Origin of the sequence: Aquabacterium sp. (genome assembly GCF_036279675.1) — a bacterium.
Taxonomy (GTDB): Bacteria; Pseudomonadota; Gammaproteobacteria; order Burkholderiales; family Burkholderiaceae_C; genus Aquabacterium.
In genome coordinates this window covers 1-19,490 of record NZ_DASUIS010000090.1, presented here as the reverse complement: position 1 = coordinate 19,490, position 19,490 = coordinate 1, and the positions used below count along the sequence as shown (strand labels likewise).

General features: G+C 60.1%; 18 protein-coding genes. 13 read left to right on the top strand and 5 right to left on the bottom strand.

Annotation, left to right across the window (positions count from 1 at the left end; all coding sequences use genetic code 11):
* Positions 1-747: a DUF2726 domain-containing protein gene (locus VFW93_RS10920; RefSeq protein ID WP_329694026.1), complete on the bottom strand. Its 747-nt coding sequence runs from the start codon at positions 745-747 to the stop codon at positions 1-3.
* Positions 748-844: 97 nt separating this feature from the next.
* Entirely contained in the window at positions 845-1,570 is a 726-nt protein-coding gene (locus tag VFW93_RS10915) for a GNAT family N-acetyltransferase (protein WP_329694025.1), read from the bottom strand.
* Between the two features lie 472 nt (positions 1,571-2,042).
* Between VFW93_RS10915 and rplM the strand changes: the two genes are divergently transcribed.
* Both rplM and rpsI read left to right on the top strand, forming a co-directional pair.
* Positions 2,043-2,471 carry a 50S ribosomal protein L13 gene (rplM, locus tag VFW93_RS10910; protein ID WP_035036069.1) on the top strand — a complete coding sequence of 143 codons (429 nt, stop codon included), beginning with the start codon at positions 2,043-2,045 and terminating at the stop codon, positions 2,469-2,471.
* A gap of 11 nt (positions 2,472-2,482) precedes the next feature.
* Positions 2,483-2,875, top strand: a complete 393-nt coding sequence (gene rpsI, locus VFW93_RS10905) for a 30S ribosomal protein S9 (RefSeq protein ID WP_329694024.1) — start codon at positions 2,483-2,485, stop codon at positions 2,873-2,875.
* Positions 2,876-3,007: 132 nt separating this feature from the next.
* On the opposite strand, the gene VFW93_RS10900 is transcribed toward rpsI, so the two are convergent.
* Positions 3,008-5,185: a S8 family peptidase gene (locus tag VFW93_RS10900; protein ID WP_329694023.1), complete on the bottom strand. Its 2,178-nt coding sequence runs from the start codon at positions 5,183-5,185 to the stop codon at positions 3,008-3,010.
* Between the two features lie 255 nt (positions 5,186-5,440).
* Between VFW93_RS10900 and argC the strand changes: the two genes are divergently transcribed.
* The 4 genes from argC to erpA all read left to right on the top strand — a co-directional run bounded on the left by argC (position 5,441) and on the right by erpA (position 8,159).
* Entirely contained in the window at positions 5,441-6,478 is a 1,038-nt protein-coding gene (argC, locus tag VFW93_RS10895) for an N-acetyl-gamma-glutamyl-phosphate reductase (RefSeq protein ID WP_329694022.1), read from the top strand.
* Entirely contained in the window at positions 6,478-7,197 is a 720-nt protein-coding gene (locus tag VFW93_RS10890) for a DUF6776 family protein (protein WP_329694021.1), read from the top strand. Before argC ends, VFW93_RS10890 begins: the two co-directional genes overlap by 1 nt.
* Positions 7,198-7,319: 122 nt before the next feature.
* Positions 7,320-7,760, top strand: coding sequence for a bactofilin family protein (locus VFW93_RS10885; RefSeq protein WP_290639076.1), 441 nt, complete (start codon positions 7,320-7,322; stop codon positions 7,758-7,760).
* A gap of 21 nt (positions 7,761-7,781) precedes the next feature.
* The gene (gene erpA, locus VFW93_RS10880; protein WP_329694020.1) at positions 7,782-8,159 is read left to right on the top strand and encodes an iron-sulfur cluster insertion protein ErpA; all 378 of its coding nucleotides are present in this window, start codon (positions 7,782-7,784) and stop codon (positions 8,157-8,159) included.
* Positions 8,160-8,215: 56 nt separating this feature from the next.
* Here erpA and VFW93_RS10875 read toward each other — a convergent pair whose 3' ends face one another.
* Together VFW93_RS10875 and VFW93_RS10870 are read right to left on the bottom strand one after the other, a co-directional pair.
* Positions 8,216-9,382: an anhydro-N-acetylmuramic acid kinase gene (locus VFW93_RS10875; protein WP_329694019.1), complete on the bottom strand. Its 1,167-nt coding sequence runs from the start codon at positions 9,380-9,382 to the stop codon at positions 8,216-8,218.
* Positions 9,379-10,755, bottom strand: a complete 1,377-nt coding sequence (locus VFW93_RS10870) for a M23 family metallopeptidase (protein ID WP_329694018.1) — start codon at positions 10,753-10,755, stop codon at positions 9,379-9,381. Before VFW93_RS10870 ends, VFW93_RS10875 begins: the two co-directional genes overlap by 4 nt.
* Positions 10,756-10,957: 202 nt before the next feature.
* Between VFW93_RS10870 and tyrS the strand changes: the two genes are divergently transcribed.
* The 7 genes from tyrS to VFW93_RS10835 all read left to right on the top strand — a co-directional run.
* Positions 10,958-12,217, top strand: coding sequence for a tyrosine--tRNA ligase (gene tyrS / locus VFW93_RS10865; protein WP_329694017.1), 1,260 nt, complete (start codon positions 10,958-10,960; stop codon positions 12,215-12,217).
* A gap of 486 nt (positions 12,218-12,703) precedes the next feature.
* Positions 12,704-13,498 carry a PEP-CTERM sorting domain-containing protein gene (locus VFW93_RS10860; RefSeq protein ID WP_329694016.1) on the top strand — a complete coding sequence of 265 codons (795 nt, stop codon included), beginning with the start codon at positions 12,704-12,706 and terminating at the stop codon, positions 13,496-13,498.
* A 230-nt stretch (positions 13,499-13,728) separates the two neighbouring features.
* Positions 13,729-14,583, top strand: a complete 855-nt coding sequence (locus VFW93_RS10855; RefSeq protein WP_329694015.1) for a PEP-CTERM sorting domain-containing protein — start codon at positions 13,729-13,731, stop codon at positions 14,581-14,583.
* A 151-nt stretch (positions 14,584-14,734) separates the two neighbouring features.
* Positions 14,735-15,928 carry an OmpW/AlkL family protein gene (locus VFW93_RS10850; RefSeq protein ID WP_329694014.1) on the top strand — a complete coding sequence of 398 codons (1,194 nt, stop codon included), beginning with the start codon at positions 14,735-14,737 and terminating at the stop codon, positions 15,926-15,928.
* Positions 15,929-16,105: 177 nt separating this feature from the next.
* Positions 16,106-16,807, top strand: coding sequence for a hypothetical protein (locus VFW93_RS10845; RefSeq protein ID WP_329694013.1), 702 nt, complete (start codon positions 16,106-16,108; stop codon positions 16,805-16,807).
* A gap of 321 nt (positions 16,808-17,128) precedes the next feature.
* Positions 17,129-18,643, top strand: a complete 1,515-nt coding sequence (locus VFW93_RS10840) for a calcium-binding protein (protein ID WP_329694012.1) — start codon at positions 17,129-17,131, stop codon at positions 18,641-18,643.
* A gap of 346 nt (positions 18,644-18,989) precedes the next feature.
* On the top strand, positions 18,990-19,490 hold a 501-nt coding region (locus VFW93_RS10835; protein ID WP_329694011.1), incomplete at its 3' end, for a hypothetical protein.

Here is a 19,490-nt window from a genome sequence, read left to right as displayed (position 1 = left end):
TCAGGTGCGTTGATTGGCCATCTTCGGGTGGCCTATCTCGCTTTCGGCATCGCCTGGTTCAGCCAGGCCTGAAGGCGAAGTGGCCGCAATGCCGTCAAAGCGGCTGTCCATCGCAAAGAAGGAGTCCTGTGCGAAGCTGGACTCGGCCCAGCGTGCCGCCCGTTCTGCCCGTCTTTGCTTGAGCTTGCGCGCGAGCTGGTCGCCAGCGTCGTGCAAGCGATCGGGGGAGATGTGGGTCAGATCGGGATTGGTGCCAGTGGGGCCAAGTGCCCAGCCTGCAATCAGGTTCGATGAGGGCCATTGACCTGGCATGCAGCGCACGTAGCGCACGCGGCAGGCGTCCAGCACGGCTTCCTTGAGTTTTTGCGACTTGCGGGTAGCCTTGCCCGGGTTGTTTTCAATGTCGATCACCGACACGACGACGCCATTGGGTGTGCACACGGCCATCGACACGTGCAAGGCTTGCAGTCGTTCGTACCAGGCCTTGGCATCATGGGCCTCGGCGGTCTGGCAAAAGCGCAGCAAGCTGACCTTGGCCAGCACGACATGATTGGGCAGGGCGGCGCGGAGCTCGCGGTAAAGCGCGCGCTCATGCACGCTGAACAGCGGCCGCGCGTTCAGATTCCATCTTGTGGGCCAGCGACGGCGTGCAGCTCGGGTGGCGTACTGCTGCCATGCGCGACCCAGGAAGATGCCGGCAGCCAGGGCAGACAGCAAAATGCCCCAGAAGATCGGATCGGACCCCATGTCACCCCCTAAACAAGTGTTGGGGATGTTACGGGGATTTGTCACGAAAACAATCCCCAGGCGGAGGGCCCTCAGATAGGGGAATACCTGTAAGCGCTCAGGTTGGCGCGATCAGCATCTTCAGCCAGTCGCTGATGTGGATGGCGCGGTATTTAACGCGGTAAATCACTTCCGCGGCCAGCGATTGCAGCGAGCTGTCGATGTGGGTGCCCACGGTATCGGGCGGCAGCTTCAGCCATGCTTCGGCATCAGGGCCGTCGCGCTCGATGATGGCGCCGGCCTTGGCCGCAATGCGCAGCATGGGCGCGTTTTCCGTCAGCGCATGGATCATCAGGTGGCTGGCGTGCTGGTTGCGCGCGTGGGTGATGGCGTGCTGGAACAGGCGCATGCCCAGCCCCTTGCCGCGACCATCGGGCAGCACCGAAACGCCAAATTCCATGGCGCGGCCCTTCGATGAACCGTCGCCGGAGGGGCCCTTGCCGGGCATGGCGGCCAGATGGGCCACCGCCACCAGTTGCAGCTTGCGGTTGAAGATGCCGAAGACCTCGTCGCGCTTGAAGTCGATCGACGCCACGTACTTGTTCAGTTGGTCGGACGTGACGGGGGAGCCGAAACGCAGGTAGCGGTCGTGCTCGTCGAGGTGCAGCAGGTGATCCAGGATGCGGTGACGGTGTCGTGCATGCAAGTCCCGGATGGGAATCCAACCCTCGGGGGTGTCCACCTTGGGCTTGTGTTCCTTCTTCGGGCGATGATGATGTCCCAGGTCCTGGGCGCTCAGGCCAAATCTGTCCGGATGCTGATCATGTGGTTTCACTGCGGTCATGTCTGACCCCTTTCTGAACCCGCTTCAACTGGTGTTGGATTTCAGTATGCGCGATGGGCCGGGAGGCTAGCCCCGGAGAACTGGCACAAACCTAGGGTTATTACTAACTTGGGGCACTATACCGATTCGCAAGAGCTTACGTGCACCAGAGGGCTGATGTGCGTCAACTCTTGCACAGACACTGCAACTTTGTGCCCTGGTTGAGGGGTGCTTGCGGGTGAAGGCAAATCCCGGCTATACTCGCAGATTCCCGACATGGTTGCCGGGAGGGTTTGTATTGTCTTGGCGTGGTCTCATGTGAGGTCAGGCATTCGGGCAGTGCAAATCTGGGGCGGTTTGCGGTTGAGCTTGCATGGCTTTTGAGTCAGGCAGGTGACGCGCAAGCAGAGCCCTGTTGTCTGAGAGGCCACCACATCCTAAGAAGTGGCACCAATGACAGCAGTCAACCAGCATTTACCACTTAGGAAATCTCATGAAGACCTTCAGCGCCAAGCCGGCCGAGGTAGTGCACGAGTGGTTTGTGATCGACGCCACCGACAAGGTGCTCGGACGAGTAGCCAGCGAAGTTGCTCTCCGTCTGCGTGGAAAACACAAAGCCATCTACACGCCTCACGTAGATACCGGTGACTTCATCGTCATCGTCAATGCAGACAAGATTCGCGTCACTGGCACCAAGGCCAATGACAAGGTGTACTACCGTCACTCGGGCTTCCCCGGCGGTATCTACGCCACGAAGTTCAAGGACATGCAAGCCAAGCACCCTGGCCGCGCCATCGAAAAGGCCGTCAAGGGCATGCTGCCCAAGGGTCCCCTGGGCTACGCCATGATCAAGAAGCTGAAGGTCTATGCAGGTAGCGAGCATCCGCACGCAGCCCAGCAGCCCAAGGCCCTGGAAATCTAAGGAGCGGCCACATGATTGGTAACTGGAACTATGGCACCGGCCGTCGCAAGTCGTCCGTCGCTCGCGTCTTCATCAAGAAGGGCACTGGCCAGATCATCGTCAACGGTAAGCCTGTCGAACAATATTTCGGCCGTCAAACCTCGATCATGGTTGTCAAGCAACCTCTGGCACTGACCAACAATGTCGAAGCTTTCGACATCAAGGTGAACGTGCACGGTGGCGGCGAATCCGGTCAAGCCGGCGCTGTGCGCCATGGCGTGACTCGCGCCCTGATCGACTACGATGCTTCGTTGAAGCCTGAACTGAGCCGCGCTGGTTTCGTGACCCGCGATGCTCGTGAAGTCGAACGTAAGAAGGTCGGTCTGCACGGCGCTCGTCGCAGGAAGCAGTTCAGCAAGCGCTGATCCTTCTGCTTGTGTGTGGCTGGCGCTCGTCGCTGGTCACCGCAAGGTCAAAAACCCGCCCAAGGTCATGCCTTGCGCGGGTTTTTTTATGGCTGGGCGGCTGCTGGGTGGCGCTGCCGGGCCTGTGCGTTGTCAAAAGGCCTGATTGAACCGGATGCCTGCTGCGAGTTGAGATGGTGCGCTGGCATCGTGGTCGGGGTGCACGCGCACGGCGGCCACGGCACTGACCGAACTGCTGGCCGTCAGGCGTGTCGAGTAACGCGTCTCGACGGTCCATTCGCGTGCAGTGGGGGCCAGGTTCACCGTGTGGACGCCGTAGATAGGCTCGCCGGTGATTTGGTCCACATCGTTGACCACGCTGTAGCTCAGTGTGCCGCTGCGCGCCCGCAAGGGCGCATTGATCGTGAAGCTCAACCTGTCGTCTGCGCGCCAGTTGTCCGCGCGTACCAGCCCAAGGCCGTAGCCGTCTGCCTTGATGTCGGTGGCGTCCACCAGCAGGCCGCTGGCAGTGGGGGCGGCGGTGCGTGTGCGGCTGAGCGAGCCTGTCAGCGTCCAGTTGCTGCCGAGGGCCCAGGCACCGCTGATGGTCAGGCCTGAGGTCCCTGTCTGTTGATTCAGCCCCAGTTGCGTTCTGGTGTAGCCGCCCAGCAGACCTTGTTCAGTCAACTGACCGGCGGAAATATTCAGCGCCTGCGTGCCGTTGTCATAGCCGAACTCCAGCAGGTTCACGTCTCCCGAAGCCGCGTCGTAGGCCTTGGATCGTGCTGCGGCGAGGCGGCCGCTCCAGTGCGCGCTCAAAGGCATGGTGACCGACGCGAATTGGTGATTGGGCGCGAAACCCAGCATGGGGTTACCCAGAACGCTGTCTGCGCCGCTCAGGCGTTGCGCCAAGCTGGAGCTCATCAGGCCGAGGCTCATGCCGGACAGGCCGCCATCTCCGGCACTGAAGCTCAGCCCGGAGATGTGGTGCAGGATGACCATGGACGAGTCGTTGCGTTGCAGGTGGTTCCATGGGTCACCACTTGTGTTGAGTGCACCCACACGTGAAGCCTGCTGCACATCCGTCTGGCGTGATTGCAACCTCGTCAGTCGGCTGCCCGAACTCAGCACCTGATCGGCGGCATCCAGCATGCGGTCGGGGCGGCCCAGCACGCTGTTGAGCGTCATGACGCTGCGCCCCATCAGGGCGGCCCCTTCGTCACTCGTGTAGTTGCGACCGTACTCGTCAAACACCTGCGTGACCAGTCCCTTGAACGCAGACGGCGTGCTCACGCTGGGGCGTGTGCTGGTGACGCCCGCCGTCGACAGCGACACGGTGGTGCGACTACCGTTGGCTGTGCGGTAGGTGTAGCTGCCGATGGGCGACAGGGCTCGGTTCACGTTGAGCATGCCGCGGCCATAGACGGCATCCACGCCCGGTGCGCCCAGATCATCAGCCGTATTGAGCAGGATGGATGCCACCTGATTGGCGCGCAGATACGGCCAGTAGCCCGTGATCAGGGCGGCTGCGCCGGATACCGCCGGCGCAGCCATCGATGTGCCGGTCAGGTAGGCATAGCCCGTGTTGTACGAGGAGATGATGCTCACGCCGGGTGCCACCAGGAAATACTGCGCGGTGTCACCCGCCTTGTTTGAGAACGAGGCGATGCGCTTGTTGGCGTCCACCGCGCCCACAACCAGGATGGTGCCGTTCGTCCAGCTTTCCTTGGCGTAGTGGCCCGGCCAGTTGGGTGTGGCGGCGCTGTCGTTGCCAGCTGCAATCACCACCACGGCATTGTTGCCGGCGGCCACTGCGCGCAAGGAGGCGTCGCCCGTGGCTGTGGGGGCGCCCAGGCTGAGGTTGATCACGCGGGCGCCATGCGCCGAGGCGTAATCGATGCCGCGGTTGATGGCCGAGGCGGATGCCGTGCCGCCATTGAATACCTTGACCATCAGGATGCTCGCTTCGGGTGCGACACCGTACATGCCCGTGCCATTGCCCGCTGCTGCGGCGATGCCCGTGGTGTGTGTGCCGTGGCCGATGCTGTCAGTGACGTCATTGCTGCCGTCAACCGCGTTGTAGCCTGTCAGCAGGCGGCTGCCGATGTTCTGGAATTCGGGGTTGGCGGTGTTGAGACCTGTGTCGATCATCCCGATGACCACGCCTTGCCCCAGAATGCCCTGGTTGTGGATGTTGCGCATGCCCAGCTGGTTGACCGTGGTGGACCAGCTGTATTCGGTCGAGGTGGGTGCAAAAGTCGTCTGGGCAGCGGCCAGGTGGCAGGCGCTTGCCAATGCGGTCAGGGTGAGGATGGAGCGAAGTTTGCGCATGGCCGGCAGCAAGGTTGGTGACGGTGGATAGAGGGCCACCGATCCCGTGGGTGCCTTGCTTTCGGATCTTGGAAGCGGAACTTGACGGATTGACGTGAAGGAATGCACACCCTTGCGCTGTTTGTGATGCACGTCACGGATGAAGCCTTGAACAGGGCCCGGATCTGGTGGCAATTCATGCGATCAGTTCGAGAAGGCTCAGGAGTTTCCTAAAATGGCGGTTTTCCCTGATCGGGACGCACAAGAGGATTTCAGATGATCAAAGTCGGCATCGTTGGTGGCACGGGCTATACCGGAGTGGAGTTGCTGCGTTTGCTGGCGCGGCATCCGCAGGTTCAATTGCAGGCCATCACGTCTCGCAAGGAGGCCGGCATGCCTGTGGCAGACATGTATCCCAGCCTGCGCGGGCACGTTGATCTGGCTTTCGTGACGCCCGATGACGCCAGGTTGACGGAATGCGATGTCGTGTTCTTTGCCACGCCGCATGGCGTGGCCATGGCCCAGGCGCGTGAGCTGGTCAACGCGGGTGTCAAGGTCATTGACCTGGCAGCGGATTTCCGCCTGAAGGACACCGCGGTGTTCGAGCAGTGGTACGGCATGCCCCACAGTTGCCCGGATCTGCTGGAGGAGGCCGTCTATGGCTTGCCTGAGCTGAACCGTGAAGCCATCAGGACGGCGCGCATCATCGGCAACCCAGGTTGCTACCCCACCTCCGTGCAGCTGGGCCTGGCGCCATTGCTCAAGAACAAACTGGTCGAGCCCACGCACCTGATCGCCAACTGTGCTTCGGGTGTGTCGGGGGCTGGCCGCAAGGCGGAAGTGCACACGCTGCTGGCCGAGGCCGCCGACAACTTCAAGGCATATGGCGTCAAGGGCCATCGCCATGGCCCGGAGATCAACCAGCAACTGCGTGCCATCGCTGGCGATGACACGGTGAACTGCCTGTTCGTGCCGCACCTGCTGCCCATCATCCGCGGCATCCACTCCACGCTGTATGGTCGTCTGACGGCTGCAGGCCAGGCCGCTGATCTGCAGGCCATCTTCGAAGCGCACTATCAGGGTGAGCGTTTCGTGGATGTGCTGCCCGCGGGCAGCGCGCCCGAAACCCGCAGCGTGCGCGCCAGCAACACCGTGCGCATCGCCGTGCACAAGCCGCAGCCCGACACGGTGATGGTGCTGGTGGTCGAGGACAACCTCACCAAGGGCGCTTCTGGCCAGGCCGTGCAGTGCATGAACCTGATGTTCGGCTTTGATGAAAAGCTGGGCCTGGATCTCGTGCCGGTGCTGCCCTGATGCGCTGGCGGCTGATCCGGCGCCGGCTGTCCATCAGCTCGCCGCGCATGGCGGTGCGCAGCCATCTGCCTTGGCCCTTGCGCTGGGCGGTGGCGGCGCTGATGCTGGGTTTTTCCGCGGCGCTGGCCCTGTGGGCCTTCGAGTTCGGCCGCAACATCGCTGGCCTGAATCAGGACGGTCGCAAGTCGGGCGAGCTGGTGGCCCAGTTGCGCCAACAACTGGACGATGCGCGGCATGAGCGCGATGCGGCCCAGGCCATCGCCAATTCCGCTGACAGCCTGTTGAAGGCAGAGCGCGTGACGCAGCAGCGCCTGGCCGAGCAGGTCAAATCGCTGGAAACCGAGAACCTGGCGCTCAAGGACGACCTCGGTTTCTTCGAGCGCTTGTTGCCCGCCAGCGGCAGCGGTCTGTCGGTGCGAGGTCTTCAGGTCGAAACGCCCGCACCAGGTCAGTTGCGTTTTCAGTTGCTGATCATGCAGCAAGGTGGCCGCAATCAGCCCGAATTCAAGGGGCGTGTGGAGTTGCTGCTTAGTGGCGTGCGTGATGGGCGACCCTGGGCTGACACCGTGCCACACTTCACCCAGCCGCTTGCGTTCAAGCAATACAGGCGCGTGGAAGGGCAGTTGGACCTCCCTGGCAACAGTGTGGTCAAGCAGGTGCAGGTGCGTGTTCTGGATGAGTCCGGGCAGGTTCGCGCGGGGCAGGTCCAGCCGCTTTGACGGGTGTGTGGCGGTTAAAGCTGCTTCATGTTGTGAAATACGCCCGGTCAAGGCATTGACCTGATGTGACAAACGTGTAACCTCAGCAGCTTTCGCCCACTCTCTTGAACGAGGAAACCGTGATGTTCGGCTGGAAGAAAACCCCTCCCATTCGCACCTTGATCGGCGAAGGCACCGTGATCACGGGCGAGATCCGTTTCAGCGATGGCCTGCGCATTGATGGCGAGGTGCAAGGCAATGTGACCTGCACGGGCGATGCCCGATCGCTGCTGGTCATCAGCGAAAAAGCCCGCGTCCATGGCAAGGTCAGGGCCGGGCATGTCATCATTAATGGTCTGATCGAAGGGCCGGTGATGGCCGAAGATCTGCTCGAATTGCAACCCAAGGCGCGCATCGTGGGTGATGTGCGTTACGAAGCCCTGGAAATGCACCAGGGCGCCACGATTGACGGTGAACTGCGCCCCCTGAAAACCGACGACAAACCCGCACTGAAGCTCGCTGCCAGTTCCAATGGCCCCGTGACCACAGTGCAGCCGGTGATCGCGCAATCCCAGAAGAATTGATTTTTAGTTCCGGAGAAATACATGACCGCTGTTGCCCAAACCACTGCTGACACTTTTGCTGCAGACGTTCCGGCGCCCATCATCTTCACGGACGCGGCTGCGTCCAAGGTGGCCGAACTGGTGGCCGAAGAGGGCAACCCGGATCTCAAGCTGCGCGTGTTCGTGCAGGGTGGCGGCTGCTCGGGCTTCCAGTACGGCTTTACCTTCGATGAAATCTCCAACGAAGATGACACGAAGATGGAAAAGAACGGCGTGACCTTGCTGATCGACGCCATGAGCCTGCAGTACCTGGTTGGTGCCGAGATCGACTACAAGGACGACCTCGAAGGCGCCCAGTTCGTGATCCGCAATCCCAACGCCACCACGACCTGTGGTTGCGGCTCCAGCTTCTCGGTCTGATCCCGATCCGAGCGTCGGCGAGCTCTGAGGCCGCTGGCGCTGGTTCTACATGCTGCTCAGCGTGCGGGGTACAGTGCACCCAGTACGCGTTCTCCGCGTGCGCCGGTCACGCCCGGCACGTTGCCGGCCAGCCGGTTGCAGTGGGTCCAGGCCAGCCAGGCAAAGGCTGCGGCCTCCACCTGCATGACATCCAGTCCGTGGGTGTCCGAGCGACCCACGCGCACACCCGGCAGCTGTTCACTGAGCCGGCGCATCAGGTCGCCGTTGAGCGCCCCACCGCCGCACACCACCACTTCATCGGCGTCAGGCGCATGATCGCGCAAGGCCAGGGCAGCGCTGCGCGCCGTCAGTTCACACAATGTGGCTTGTACGTCATGTGCCAGATCGGTGTCTGACAGCGGGCCATCCGTCAGGCCATGTGGGCCCAGCCAGCGGTTGAGCCATTCGGCATTGAACAGATCTCGCCCGGTGCTCTTGGGTGGGGCCAGACTGAAGAAGGGCTCCTGCAGCGCGTCTTCCAGCCAATCTTCCTTGACCTGCCCCAGGGCCCCGAATTCGCCGTTGGCGTCGTAGGCGTGGCCGGTCTGCCATTCGCACCACATGTCCAGCAGGGCATTGCCAGGGCCGCAGTCAAAGCCCAGGGGCAACTCACCCGGGCGCAGGATGCTGAGGTTGGCCATGCCGCCGATGTTCAGCACGGCCACGGTCTGATCCGGTTGGCCAAAAATGGCCTGATGGAAGGCCGGCACCAAGGGGGCCCCCTGGCCACCAGCGGCGACGTCGCGTGTGCGGAAATCTGCCACCACGTCAATGCCTGTCAGCTCGGCCAGCAGGGCAGGGTTGTTGAGCTGGATGGTGTAGCCCTGATCGGGGCGGTGGCGCACCGTCTGGCCGTGGGCGCCGATGGCCTGAACCTCGCTTGGCAGCACATCGGCGCTGGTACAGATCGCCTGAACGACCGTGGCGTAGAGCACCGCGAGGGCCTGCGATGCCAGCGCGCTGCGGTGCAGTTCGTCTTCGCCTGGGGTGTTCAGATCCAGCAGGGCCTGGCGCAAGGTGGGTGGTAAAGGGCGGTGCGCGTGCGCCAGCATCTGCCAGTTGCCTTGCACATGGCCCAGCAGCACGCCGTCCACGCCATCCAGCGAGGTGCCGGACATCAGTCCGATGTACAGATCAGAAAAAAGCCCGCCAGGGCGGGCAGAGGGCTGGAGGTCCAGGCTCATTCGAATCGAGGGCCGGACTGCGCGCCCGCAAGTTGCCACTGGCCTGCTGCCTGGATGCTCCTGGCCACGTCCACCGTGCGTTGACGGAATTGGGCCAATGCCTGAGGCGACAGCACCTGGCTGTCGGATGCACGGGCAATGGTCATCGGGTCCACCTGATGCGTGCCCAGCTTGAATTCGAAGTGCAGGTGCGGGCCGGTTGCCCATCCCGTGGCGCCCACGGCGCCGATGCGCGCGCCTTGTTCCACGCGCTGGCCACGGCGAACGTCAATGCGGCTCAAGTGGGCGTAAACCGTGGCGCGGTCACCGCTGTGCTGGATCTGGATCACGTTGCCGTAGCCATTTTGCTGCCCGGCAAAGCTCACGACCCCATCACCCACGGCACGCACCGGTGTGCCAGTGGGCGCGCCAAAGTCCACGCCCAGGTGAGCGCGCCACTTCTGCAAGATCGGATGGAAGCGCATCGCGAAACCGGAGGTCACGCGAGAAAACGCCAGCGGCGAGGCCAGGAAGGAGCGGGTCTTGCTGCGGCCTTGCAGGTCGTAGTAGGTGCCTTTCTTGCCGGCTTCCTGGAACCAGATCGCGTCGTGGACCTTGTCCTTGTTGATGAAGCGGGCTGCCAGCACGCGGCCAGCCGAACCACCCCAGGTGATGGGCTCGCCGTCGGCCGTATGGGCTTCATACAGCACGCTGAAGGCATCGCCTTTGCGCAGTTCGCGTCGGAAGTCGATGTCGTTGCCGAAGATCTCGGCCATCTGATTGGTGACGCCATCGGGTACGTTGGCATCATCGGCTGCAGCGTACAGGGATGACTGGATCGTGCCGGATGCCATCTGAGGCATGGTTTCCAGCAGCACCAGCTCCTTGCGCACGTTCCAGTGCGCGGGCTGATTGCCCTCCTGCACGCGGGTGACGGTCAGGCGGGTGAAGTGGGTGTCGAAATCGTTGGTCGTGTCGGCAGGGCCGCGCACGATCAGTTCGCGCAACTGGCCGTTGTCGACCGTGGCTTTGACGGACTTGCCCGTGCGACCTTGCAGGATGGTGCCGGCAACCGGGTCATTGCGGATGAACTGGGCGGTATCCAGGTCGTCCACACCCAGGCGGGCCAACAGGCTGTCCACGGTGTCGGCCGGGCGCGTCACATCGCTGCGATACAGCACCAGGCTCTGCACGTCCATGCGGGCGATCTGGGCGGGCAACTCAGGCACGGCCACCGCTTCGTTGATCTGGGTGATGGTGGGCTGGGGGCCTTGGGGCAGGGAGGTCAGTGGGGCCACACCGAAGGCGGTGAAGGCAGTACCGGCCAGCAGGGCGACGACAGCAGCGCTGACACGGCGGGGGTGGCGGTGCGCGGCCGACTGAAATCGGCCCAAGCTGGACTGCAATGCCTCTAGCAAGGTAGATGAAGTCAAAACTGAAATCCCATCCAGATGCGGTCTCGGGGGATGCTGTCCCCTAAAATCAGCCCGCGTTGCACACAGCACACGCCTGGGCACCCTCAGGTCGGGGAGTATATCCCCGCCTCTCCCCACAATTGGGGTGTCCAATCTGCTGATTTTCACCCATTGGTCACTCATGTCTCATACCGAAAAAGCACCCGAAGCCAAGCCTGACTACCCCGTGACGGACCGCGTGCGCGAAGCCCTGGCCGTGACCCAACGGGGTGTGGACGAGCTCTTGCCCGAGAACGAGTGGATCAAAAAGCTGGCCCGATCCGAGGCCACTGGCGTGCCGTTGCGCATCAAGCTGGGCCTGGACCCGACCGCACCGGACATCCATCTGGGCCACACGGTGGTGCTCAACAAGCTGCGCCAATTACAGGATATCGGTCATTCCGTGATTTTCTTGATCGGCGATTTCACATCGCTGATTGGTGACCCATCCGGACGCAACACGACCCGCCCGCCGTTGACGGCCGAGCAAGTCAAGGCCAACGCCGAGACCTATTACAAGCAGGCCAGCCTGGTCCTGAACCCTGACAAAACCGAGATCCGCTACAACAGCGAGTGGTGCGATGCCCTGGGCGCGCGCGGCATGATCCAGCTGGCGAGCCGCTACACCGTGGCGCGCATGATGGAGCGCAACGATTTTCACGATCGTTTCCATGCGGGCACCTCGATCAGCGTGCACGAGTTCCTCTACCCGCTGATGCAGGGCTATGACTCGGTGGCGCTCAAGTCCGACCTGGAACTGGGTGGTACCGACCAGAAGTTCAACCTGCTGATGGGGCGCCATCTGCAGGCGGAATATGGCCAGGAGCCGCAGTGCATCCTGACCATGCCCTTGCTGGAGGGGCTGGATGGTGTCGAGAAGATGTCCAAGTCCAAGAACAACTACATCGGCATCAGCGAAGCGCCCAACGACATGTTCGGCAAGCTCATGAGCATCAGCGATGACCTGATGTGGAAGTACTTCACCTTGCTGAGCTTCAAGCCCATGGCTGACATCGCGGCGCTCAAGGCCGAATGCGCCGCGGGCCGCAATCCGCGTGATGCCAAGGTCATGCTGGGACAGGAAATCGTGGCGCGCTTCCACGGTGCCAGTGCTGCTGTCGGCGCCCTGGAAGACTTCAACAACCGCGCCCGTGGCGGCATCCCCGCTGATATTCCCGAGACCGCGCTGGCCCTGCCAGAGGGCGGTGAGGCGATCGGTCTGGGTGCCTTGCTCAAGCAAGTGGGGTTGGTGGCGTCTACCAGCGAGGCCATGCGCATGATCGAACAAGGTGGCGTGCGTGTCGACGGGCAGGTGATCAGCGACAAGGGCTTGCGTCTGCCGGCCGGGCAGTTCGTGGTTCAGGTGGGCAAACGCAAGTTCGCCAAGGTGGTTCTGGGGTAGCGTGGGGGCTGACCTGTCAGTGCTCGCTACAAGGGGGGGGCGCCGGGAGGCGTCACCCTGCCGTGCTCTGCGGTATGGCAGTCATGGCGGATCCCACTTGCGGCAGTTCTTCACGGCGCCTCGCGCGGCATGCCTTGACGTGGATTGACGTATTCAAGCTCAATAGCGCAAGGTGACCAAAGCCGCCGCACGAGCTTTGGGTTGAGCGCCTCCTGAACGCTCCGCGTGATCTGTTTCTCGGCGCCTGGTTCCCTCATTAGGTACTTCCACTACCCTCGCCTGAGGGGGCGCGTTGCGGGCTGATGTCGCTGGGTTCACGGATTGTTGCAATCTACGGGATATCAGTCTTGTTCAGGGCTTTTTCAGCCCTCAAGATCTTGAATGTGCAGATCGGTGAAGTCTGCGAGCGCTTGGGGAGGGTGCGGACGCCCCTGGATCGCTTGAAGTCCTTTTCAAAAAAAGGTTCGCGTAAGAGTGGAGATCACAATGAAATTTGCATTCAAGAGCTTGGCCATCGCTGCTGCCTTCGTGGCTGCCGGCGCTGCCAACGCTAGCGCACTGACGCTGAACGTTGGTGAGTCGGTGACTGATCAAGGCTGGACCGTGTCTGGCCTGAACGGTTCCGGCACCCTGTCGTTCTCGGGCACCCTGCTGGGCGCGCTGGAACTGGGTGAAGTGACGATTTCGGCTGTTGACCCCGTCGAACTGACGATCAATGGCTACACGTCCGTGGAAGCCAAGGCTGGCATCACGTCGCTGTCTGGCACTTTTGACGGCACCACGGTTGCTGTTCAGGGTGTGAGCACCGCCGGTGGCGCCAAGCAATCGCTGGGTGCCAACGACGTTGGTTCGGGTGGCTATGTGTCCATCTACAACCTGCGCGTTGACCTGACCACCAACGACGTGTACGCCACGCTGGACGGTGGCAACGGCGTCGGCATCGTCAACGACCTGAAGCTGTGGCACATCACCACCGTTGACGGCCCCACTTCGGTTGCAGCCCAGGAAGGCACCATCACGGTGACCAACACCCTGAGCGGCCTGAAGATCTATGACGCTGCTTTCAACCTGTTCACGCAAGCTGCCGGTCTGAACGAAGACCTGGGCATCCCTTCGCTGATGGGTGTGAATGACGATCCATCAGGTTACGGCACCATCACCTCGACCATCACCGTGACGGCTGCCAAGGTGCCTGCCATTCCTGAGCCTTCGACTTACGCCCTGATGGGTCTGGGTCTGGTTGGCATGAGCCTGGTTGCCCGTCGTCGCGCAGCCAAGTAATTGCTCGTGTGACCTCATGAGGGGGAACCCCGGCACTCAAATGCGGGGGTTGTGTGGTGAAGACCCCCCCTCTTCGTGAGGAACCACACGCAAAGGGAGGGGGATTCCTGATGTTTTGGATTCCACCTTCTCCTAAAGTAATAACCATGCCAACACAGATCGGCGCCGAATTCGGAAAACCGGTTTGATGTCGATCTAGTTAGAAACGTTCACTCTTTGTGGAGAAACAAATGAAATTTGCATTGAAGAGCCTCGCTGTCGCTGCATCCGCTTTCGTGGCCGTGGGCGCTGCCCAAGCTGCTAGCCAAACTCTGGCTGTGGGCGGCACCCTGTCGGGCACCGACACCACCGGCACCACCTGGAACCTGCATGACCTGTCCGGTTCCGGCACGCTGAGCTTCTCGTCGCTGTTGATCAGCGCCCTGAACACGGCTGCAGTGAAGATCACGGAAGTGTCTCCTGCCACCCTGAACGCGCCTACTTCGACCACCACTTCCGGTGCTGTCAAGTACATCTCCGCTTCGGCTGCTGCTCCGATCACTTCGCTGACCGGCACTTTCGACGGCTCCACGCTGACGGTTGAGCAAGTTGCTACCGCCGGTGGCGCTACGCAAACCACCATCAAGAACGGCGCCACTTCCGGCCCGGGCTCGCTGGTGATCAACAACCTGAATGTCGACCTGACCACCAAGACTGTTTACGCTGACATCAACGGCGCAAACGGCGTGGGCGTGCAGAACCACTTCGCTCTGTGGACCTACACCAACCTGACTGGCCCTACCAGCTTCTCGGTGCCCAGCACGGCAACTGAAACGCCTTTCACCGTGACCAACACGCTGACTGGTCTGTTTGCTTCGCAAGCTTCGATGGACATGTTCGCCAAGTCCCTGAACCTGAACTCCATCGGTATCAGCGCTCTGAAGTCGGTGAACGATCCTACCAAGGGTGGCGGTGCTGGTTTCGGTTCGATCACTTCGACCATCAGCGTGATTGCTACGCCTGCAGTTCCTGAGCCTTCCACTTACGCTCTGATGGGCCTGGGTCTGGTTGGTATGAGCCTGGTTGCTCGCCGCCGCGCTCGCTAATCTGCATCAGCAGCGACAACAGGGTGTGCCGGTAAAGCACACTTTGTAAAAGCAGTAAGCCGCTCGCGAATGTGAGCGGCTTTTTCCATGTTGAGCTGTGATTCCGCCAATTGATTGCGGATAATGTGGTTATATATCTCCAGGAGACAGCATGCACAAGTTCCGAGCCGGTATCAAAACGGCTGCACTTTTCACTACACTGTTTATCGGGTCGGCCCATATTGCACCGGCCTTTGCACAGGCCAATAGCATCTTCCCGAGTGGGTGGGACAACAATGTTCGCAGCCGCCTGTTCATGCGCTTGGGGTACACATCCGCTTTCACCAAGACCAAGTCTGATGATGCAAGAGACATTACTGGAAACGTTGTTAGTCGCCAGGAGCTCAAGCAGGCGTTAAATACCGGGCTTGCTTTGCAGGCTGATTGCGGCTCTGCGACGCCGACCGCTTCCGTGGCCGATTGCAATAGATATGTAAATAGCGGGGATGCTAACGCTTACGCATTCGCTGGTACGTTGTTGTTTGGCGGTACAAGCGCAGCAGATCCAGACCTGAATGCGGCGCCTGAGGCTGATTCCTTTTTTGGTGCGACGGGGTTGAATGGTATTGGTGCACCAGTCGGAATTAAGGCGAAAGCTCAGCGACATGTAGGTACGCCCACCATTTCGTTGGGGTATTGGTTGGATGACAGTAGAAAATGGCTTATTGAGGCCTATGTTCTTGCTGCCCCATTGAATATCAAGATATATGGTGATGGCGTTCGTGCTGACGGTGTTACGCCAAACACTGTTAATGGGCAGCATATTGCGAGTACCAAAATGTTGCCACCTCTGGTGATCGGCAGCTACAACTTTGGTGATGCGCAAAGCATGATCCGACCATATGTGGGTGTCGGCGCCATGTATGCGATATTCTTCGACGGAAGAACTACTGGATTCTTCGATGAGTATATTGGTGGTAAAACAACGCTCACAACGAAAAACACCTTTGGATTTGGTCCTTTTGTTGGGATTTCTTCGCCCATCAATGACGATTGGCACGTTAACCTTTCCGTTGGGCAGGTTGCCCTAAAGGCTACTAGCCGTTTGGTTACTTCCAATACTCAGATCACAAGCCAGTCTGCTGTGTTGAAGGACTTCAGTGCGACTAATGATCAGGGCTTTGCAGACTTTCCTAACTTGAATCAATTGGGTGAGGACGCCTGGTCAAGTGGAGACTTTACGACCAGGTTGATGGAGCTTGTGAAGCGCAATAGAAATAGTGACAACTTGGGTACATATGTGCGCGAGCAAAAAATGAAAATCACGAACACCATCGTGACGCTCAGCATCGGCCGAAGCTTCTAACTTGAAATTGGCCCGCGATCACGGGGCGGGCAAACCCTGAAAGTGCGTGCATCTCGCACAACTTTCAGGGGGTAGCCCCTTGAACAGGGGGTGTCTCTTTCCAAGGTGAATCGCGATCATCGGTGTGTGGTTTGATGAATAACCCAAACCGGTTATACCCCCTTTGTTGGAGACCTTATGTTGCGTTCCGTTACTAGCGTTTGTGCCTTCGCTGCTGCTATTGCTCTCGTGCCGCAGGCAGCTTCTGCCAATCTGACGATTCCAATCAATTTCACGGTATCGAATTCCGTTCAGGCATTCACGGCTGATGATCTGGGTTCTTTTGATCTGGTTGGTATCAAGGTTGAGCCTCGTGGCACGGGCTATGAAGCCAAAGCCGGTACGCCTGGTGAAACCAACGGCATCATCAATCCTGCTGCTGTGGGCTTCCCCATCACGAAGATCGTGATCGGTTCCAAGTTGAATATCGTTTCTGGCTCGGCTGTTGGTTCTGCCTTGTATTTCGCTCGCAGCGATGATGACACGGGTGAATCTCTGGGCCTCACGCTTGCCAATTTCACCATCAACTATGACCTGAAGAAGGTGCTGGCTGACGTGACAGCCAAGGGCGGCAAGGTCTCCAAGCAGCAAGCCATCTACACGTTTGTGGCGGTCACGCCTCTGGCGCTGAAGTACAGGTTCCCTGTGTCCATTACCGGTCATGAAGTGTTGGGTAGCCTGTTCCTCACGCCTGAGACCAAGGCCTCGTTCAAGAACTCCCTGCACCTGCCTGACTTCGCTGATGGTGCGCTGGAGTTCGACTTTGGCACCTTGACGCAAGATATCAGCCTCAAGTTGCGTTCGCGTCCAATCTCGGCTACCCCTTACGTGGCGAACTAATCATTTTTTTGTAGTCGCGCATGCTCGCAACTCTTTGGTAGTTCAGTTGCTTTTAGTAGCGACTGAAAAAGAAGCGACCTTCGGGTCGCTTTTTTATTGGCGGTGAACGCCTGCAAGTGGTAGTTCTGCGCGAAGTTAATATGGCAGCGTTCGAGTGCTATATACCTTGGCTGTTAGTCGAGTGAAAGGCCCTTGTAGGAGTGCCCACTCATGGGGGACTATTTTTTCTTTGCCTCATCCTAGAATTTTCTCGCCTAAGGCAGCATTCTTAATCTGATCTGCTGAGACCTTGGGTTAATGAAACTTAAATTAGGATGAATTATGGCTAATAATGTATATGGTGGCCCAGGAAATGATTATCTGGTGGGTACTTCCGGGCAGGATGTTATCATCGGGTACTCGGGCGATGATACGCTGATTGGCGGTGGAGGGAATGATATTCTATGGGGCTCCTACGGCAAGAATTTACTTATTGGTGGGGATGGTGACGATTGGTATAACTTGTTGAATTCTGACGAAAATGTGATTGTTGAAGAGGCTGGGCAGGGGGTGGACAAGGTCACCTCGTATTCGGCCATGTATTTTCTCGGTGCCAATCTTGAAAACCTTTCCATGTCGGGTAGCGTGCCATCAGTAGGTATTGGTAATTCACTGAACAACGATATCCGCATTTATACCGCTGGAGGTAGCTTGTGGGGAGAAGCAGGGAATGATACGTTGAAGGGGAATACAGCAGCCGATGCGTTAAACGGTGGCGAAGGTTCAGACCGCCTCTCCGGAGGAGGTGGTGATGACTTTCTCCAGGGCGACGCGATGTACGGTACCCCTACGCTGCTCAATTCCGGCGCCGATACGCTCTACGGCGACGCCGGCAACGACACACTCAATGGCCAAGGTGATCTGGACTCCCTGTTCGGCGGCGAGGGCAACGACTACTACATTGACGACGATGCGGGCGACGTGATCGTGGAAATTGCGGGGCAGGGTACCGATACCCTCGCCACGTCAGCGTCCTATGTCGAGTTGCAGGCCAATGTGGAGAACCTGGCGCTGGCCTCGCCGGAGTGGCACATCGCCATCGGCAATGAGCTGAACAACCTGGTGGACGATGGTGCTGGCGACGGCGTCGTGTCCGCGGAGCAGGGTAGCGACACGGTCCGGGCAGGTGCGGGCGATGACGTGATCCTGGGCGGGGACGGCAGCGATCGCCTCGAGGGGGCGGCCGGTAATGACCAGCTCGAAGGCGACAGCTCCTTCCTGTTTGGTGACATGCTGTCGCCAGGCTCGGACACGCTGGTGGGTGGCGCAGGCAATGACGTTCTGCTCGGTCAGGCCGGTGACGATTCGCTGTTCGGTGACGCCGAGTCCGCCGGTCAGGCGTCGATCAGTGGCAGTGACAGCTATGACGGTGGTGCAGGCAATGACGTGCTGTTTGACTCGTCCACGACTTCTGCTGACAGCTACAGCTGGGGGCAGGGGCAAGGCAATGACACCGTTACGGATCTGGGGGGCAGTGCCGACAGCCTTGCCATTTCCGGCCAGTTGACCAGAGGCAATGTCTGGCTGACGCATGTGGCCAATACACAGGATCTTCGCGTCAATTTGATTGGCTCGACGGACTCCGTGGTCGTCAAAGGCTTCTTTGCCACAACAAGCGGTCAGGCCGCGGGTGCTGGCGCGGTGGAGTCGCTGACGCTGGCCAATGGCAATGTGCTCATGACCGGTTCAGTGGCCTGCCAGCAGCTGATCCAGGCCATGTCGTCCATGGCGCCGCCTGCGGCAGTGACGTCTACCCCGCTGGCCATCAATACCTTGATCGCCAACGCCTGGGCCTGATGAGGCCCCGCCTGCTTTAGGCAATTGCGCGGCCTGTTGAAGGCATGCCGACATGCCCGCCAGCTCATGTGCTGGCGGGCGTTTTCATGGGTGCCGCCAGGGGCTGCTCCCGTCTGATTCTGAAGTGAGGGTTACCCCTTCACCTGGTAAATTCCCTGCCGAGCGGGCTCAATTTTGATGTTGGGTTAACGCTAATCGTTGCGGATTTTTTGGGGGTTTCCCGTACGTCGATCCCGTGTTCGCGGGGGGTGGGAAATCGGTCGTTTGGGCATCATGAATTCACCGGTCACCCAGTTGTGATCGCCACAAATCAAGCCGCTCACACTGCCTCTACCAAGGAGTTCCTATGAAGTCTGTTGCTTTCCGTCTGGCCGCTGTTTCTGCTGTTCTGGCCCTCGGTTCTGTTTCTGCTCACGCTGACCTGACCATTCCTTTCTCGTCTTTTGACGGCAATTCGGTTCAGACCTTCACGGCTGACGACCTGGCCGCTTTCGACCTGGTCAAGCTGACTGTTGCTGCCAAGGGCAACACCTACGTCGCCAAGGCTGGTACACCCGGCGAAACCAACGGCACCGTGACGCCCGTGGCATTCGGTTTCCCCATCACCCAGATCGTGGTCGGCTCCAAGCTGAACATCGCTGCTGGTTCCGCCAATGGTTCCGCTCTGTACTTCCATCGTGACGACGACGACACCGGCGGTTCGTATGGCTTCACCCTGGCCAACTTCACCATCAACTACGTGACCAAGCAAGTGCTGGCCGACGTGACCCCTGATGGCGGCACCGTGCAGAAGCAAGCTCCTCTGTACAACTTCAACGTGGCCACCCCCCTGGCTCTGAAGTACAAG

Excerpts from the sequence above, each read along its gene's own strand:
- VFW93_RS10920 (WP_329694026.1), bottom strand. The coding sequence starts at position 747 with ATGGGGTCCGATCCGATCTTCTGGGGCATTTTGCTGTCTGCCCTGGCT.
- VFW93_RS10915 (WP_329694025.1), bottom strand. The coding sequence starts at position 1,570 with ATGACCGCAGTGAAACCACATGATCAGCATCCGGACAGATTTGGCCTG.
- rplM (WP_035036069.1), top strand. The coding sequence starts at position 2,043 with ATGAAGACCTTCAGCGCCAAGCCGGCCGAGGTAGTGCACGAGTGGTTT.
- rpsI (WP_329694024.1), top strand. The coding sequence starts at position 2,483 with ATGATTGGTAACTGGAACTATGGCACCGGCCGTCGCAAGTCGTCCGTC.
- VFW93_RS10900 (WP_329694023.1), bottom strand. The coding sequence starts at position 5,185 with ATGCGCAAACTTCGCTCCATCCTCACCCTGACCGCATTGGCAAGCGCC.
- argC (WP_329694022.1), top strand. The coding sequence starts at position 5,441 with ATGATCAAAGTCGGCATCGTTGGTGGCACGGGCTATACCGGAGTGGAG.
- VFW93_RS10890 (WP_329694021.1), top strand. The coding sequence starts at position 6,478 with ATGCGCTGGCGGCTGATCCGGCGCCGGCTGTCCATCAGCTCGCCGCGC.
- VFW93_RS10885 (WP_290639076.1), top strand. The coding sequence starts at position 7,320 with ATGTTCGGCTGGAAGAAAACCCCTCCCATTCGCACCTTGATCGGCGAA.
- erpA (WP_329694020.1), top strand. The coding sequence starts at position 7,782 with ATGACCGCTGTTGCCCAAACCACTGCTGACACTTTTGCTGCAGACGTT.
- VFW93_RS10875 (WP_329694019.1), bottom strand. The coding sequence starts at position 9,382 with ATGAGCCTGGACCTCCAGCCCTCTGCCCGCCCTGGCGGGCTTTTTTCT.
- tyrS (WP_329694017.1), top strand. The coding sequence starts at position 10,958 with ATGTCTCATACCGAAAAAGCACCCGAAGCCAAGCCTGACTACCCCGTG.
- VFW93_RS10860 (WP_329694016.1), top strand. The coding sequence starts at position 12,704 with ATGAAATTTGCATTCAAGAGCTTGGCCATCGCTGCTGCCTTCGTGGCT.
- VFW93_RS10855 (WP_329694015.1), top strand. The coding sequence starts at position 13,729 with ATGAAATTTGCATTGAAGAGCCTCGCTGTCGCTGCATCCGCTTTCGTG.
- VFW93_RS10850 (WP_329694014.1), top strand. The coding sequence starts at position 14,735 with ATGCACAAGTTCCGAGCCGGTATCAAAACGGCTGCACTTTTCACTACA.
- VFW93_RS10845 (WP_329694013.1), top strand. The coding sequence starts at position 16,106 with ATGTTGCGTTCCGTTACTAGCGTTTGTGCCTTCGCTGCTGCTATTGCT.
- VFW93_RS10840 (WP_329694012.1), top strand. The coding sequence starts at position 17,129 with ATGGCTAATAATGTATATGGTGGCCCAGGAAATGATTATCTGGTGGGT.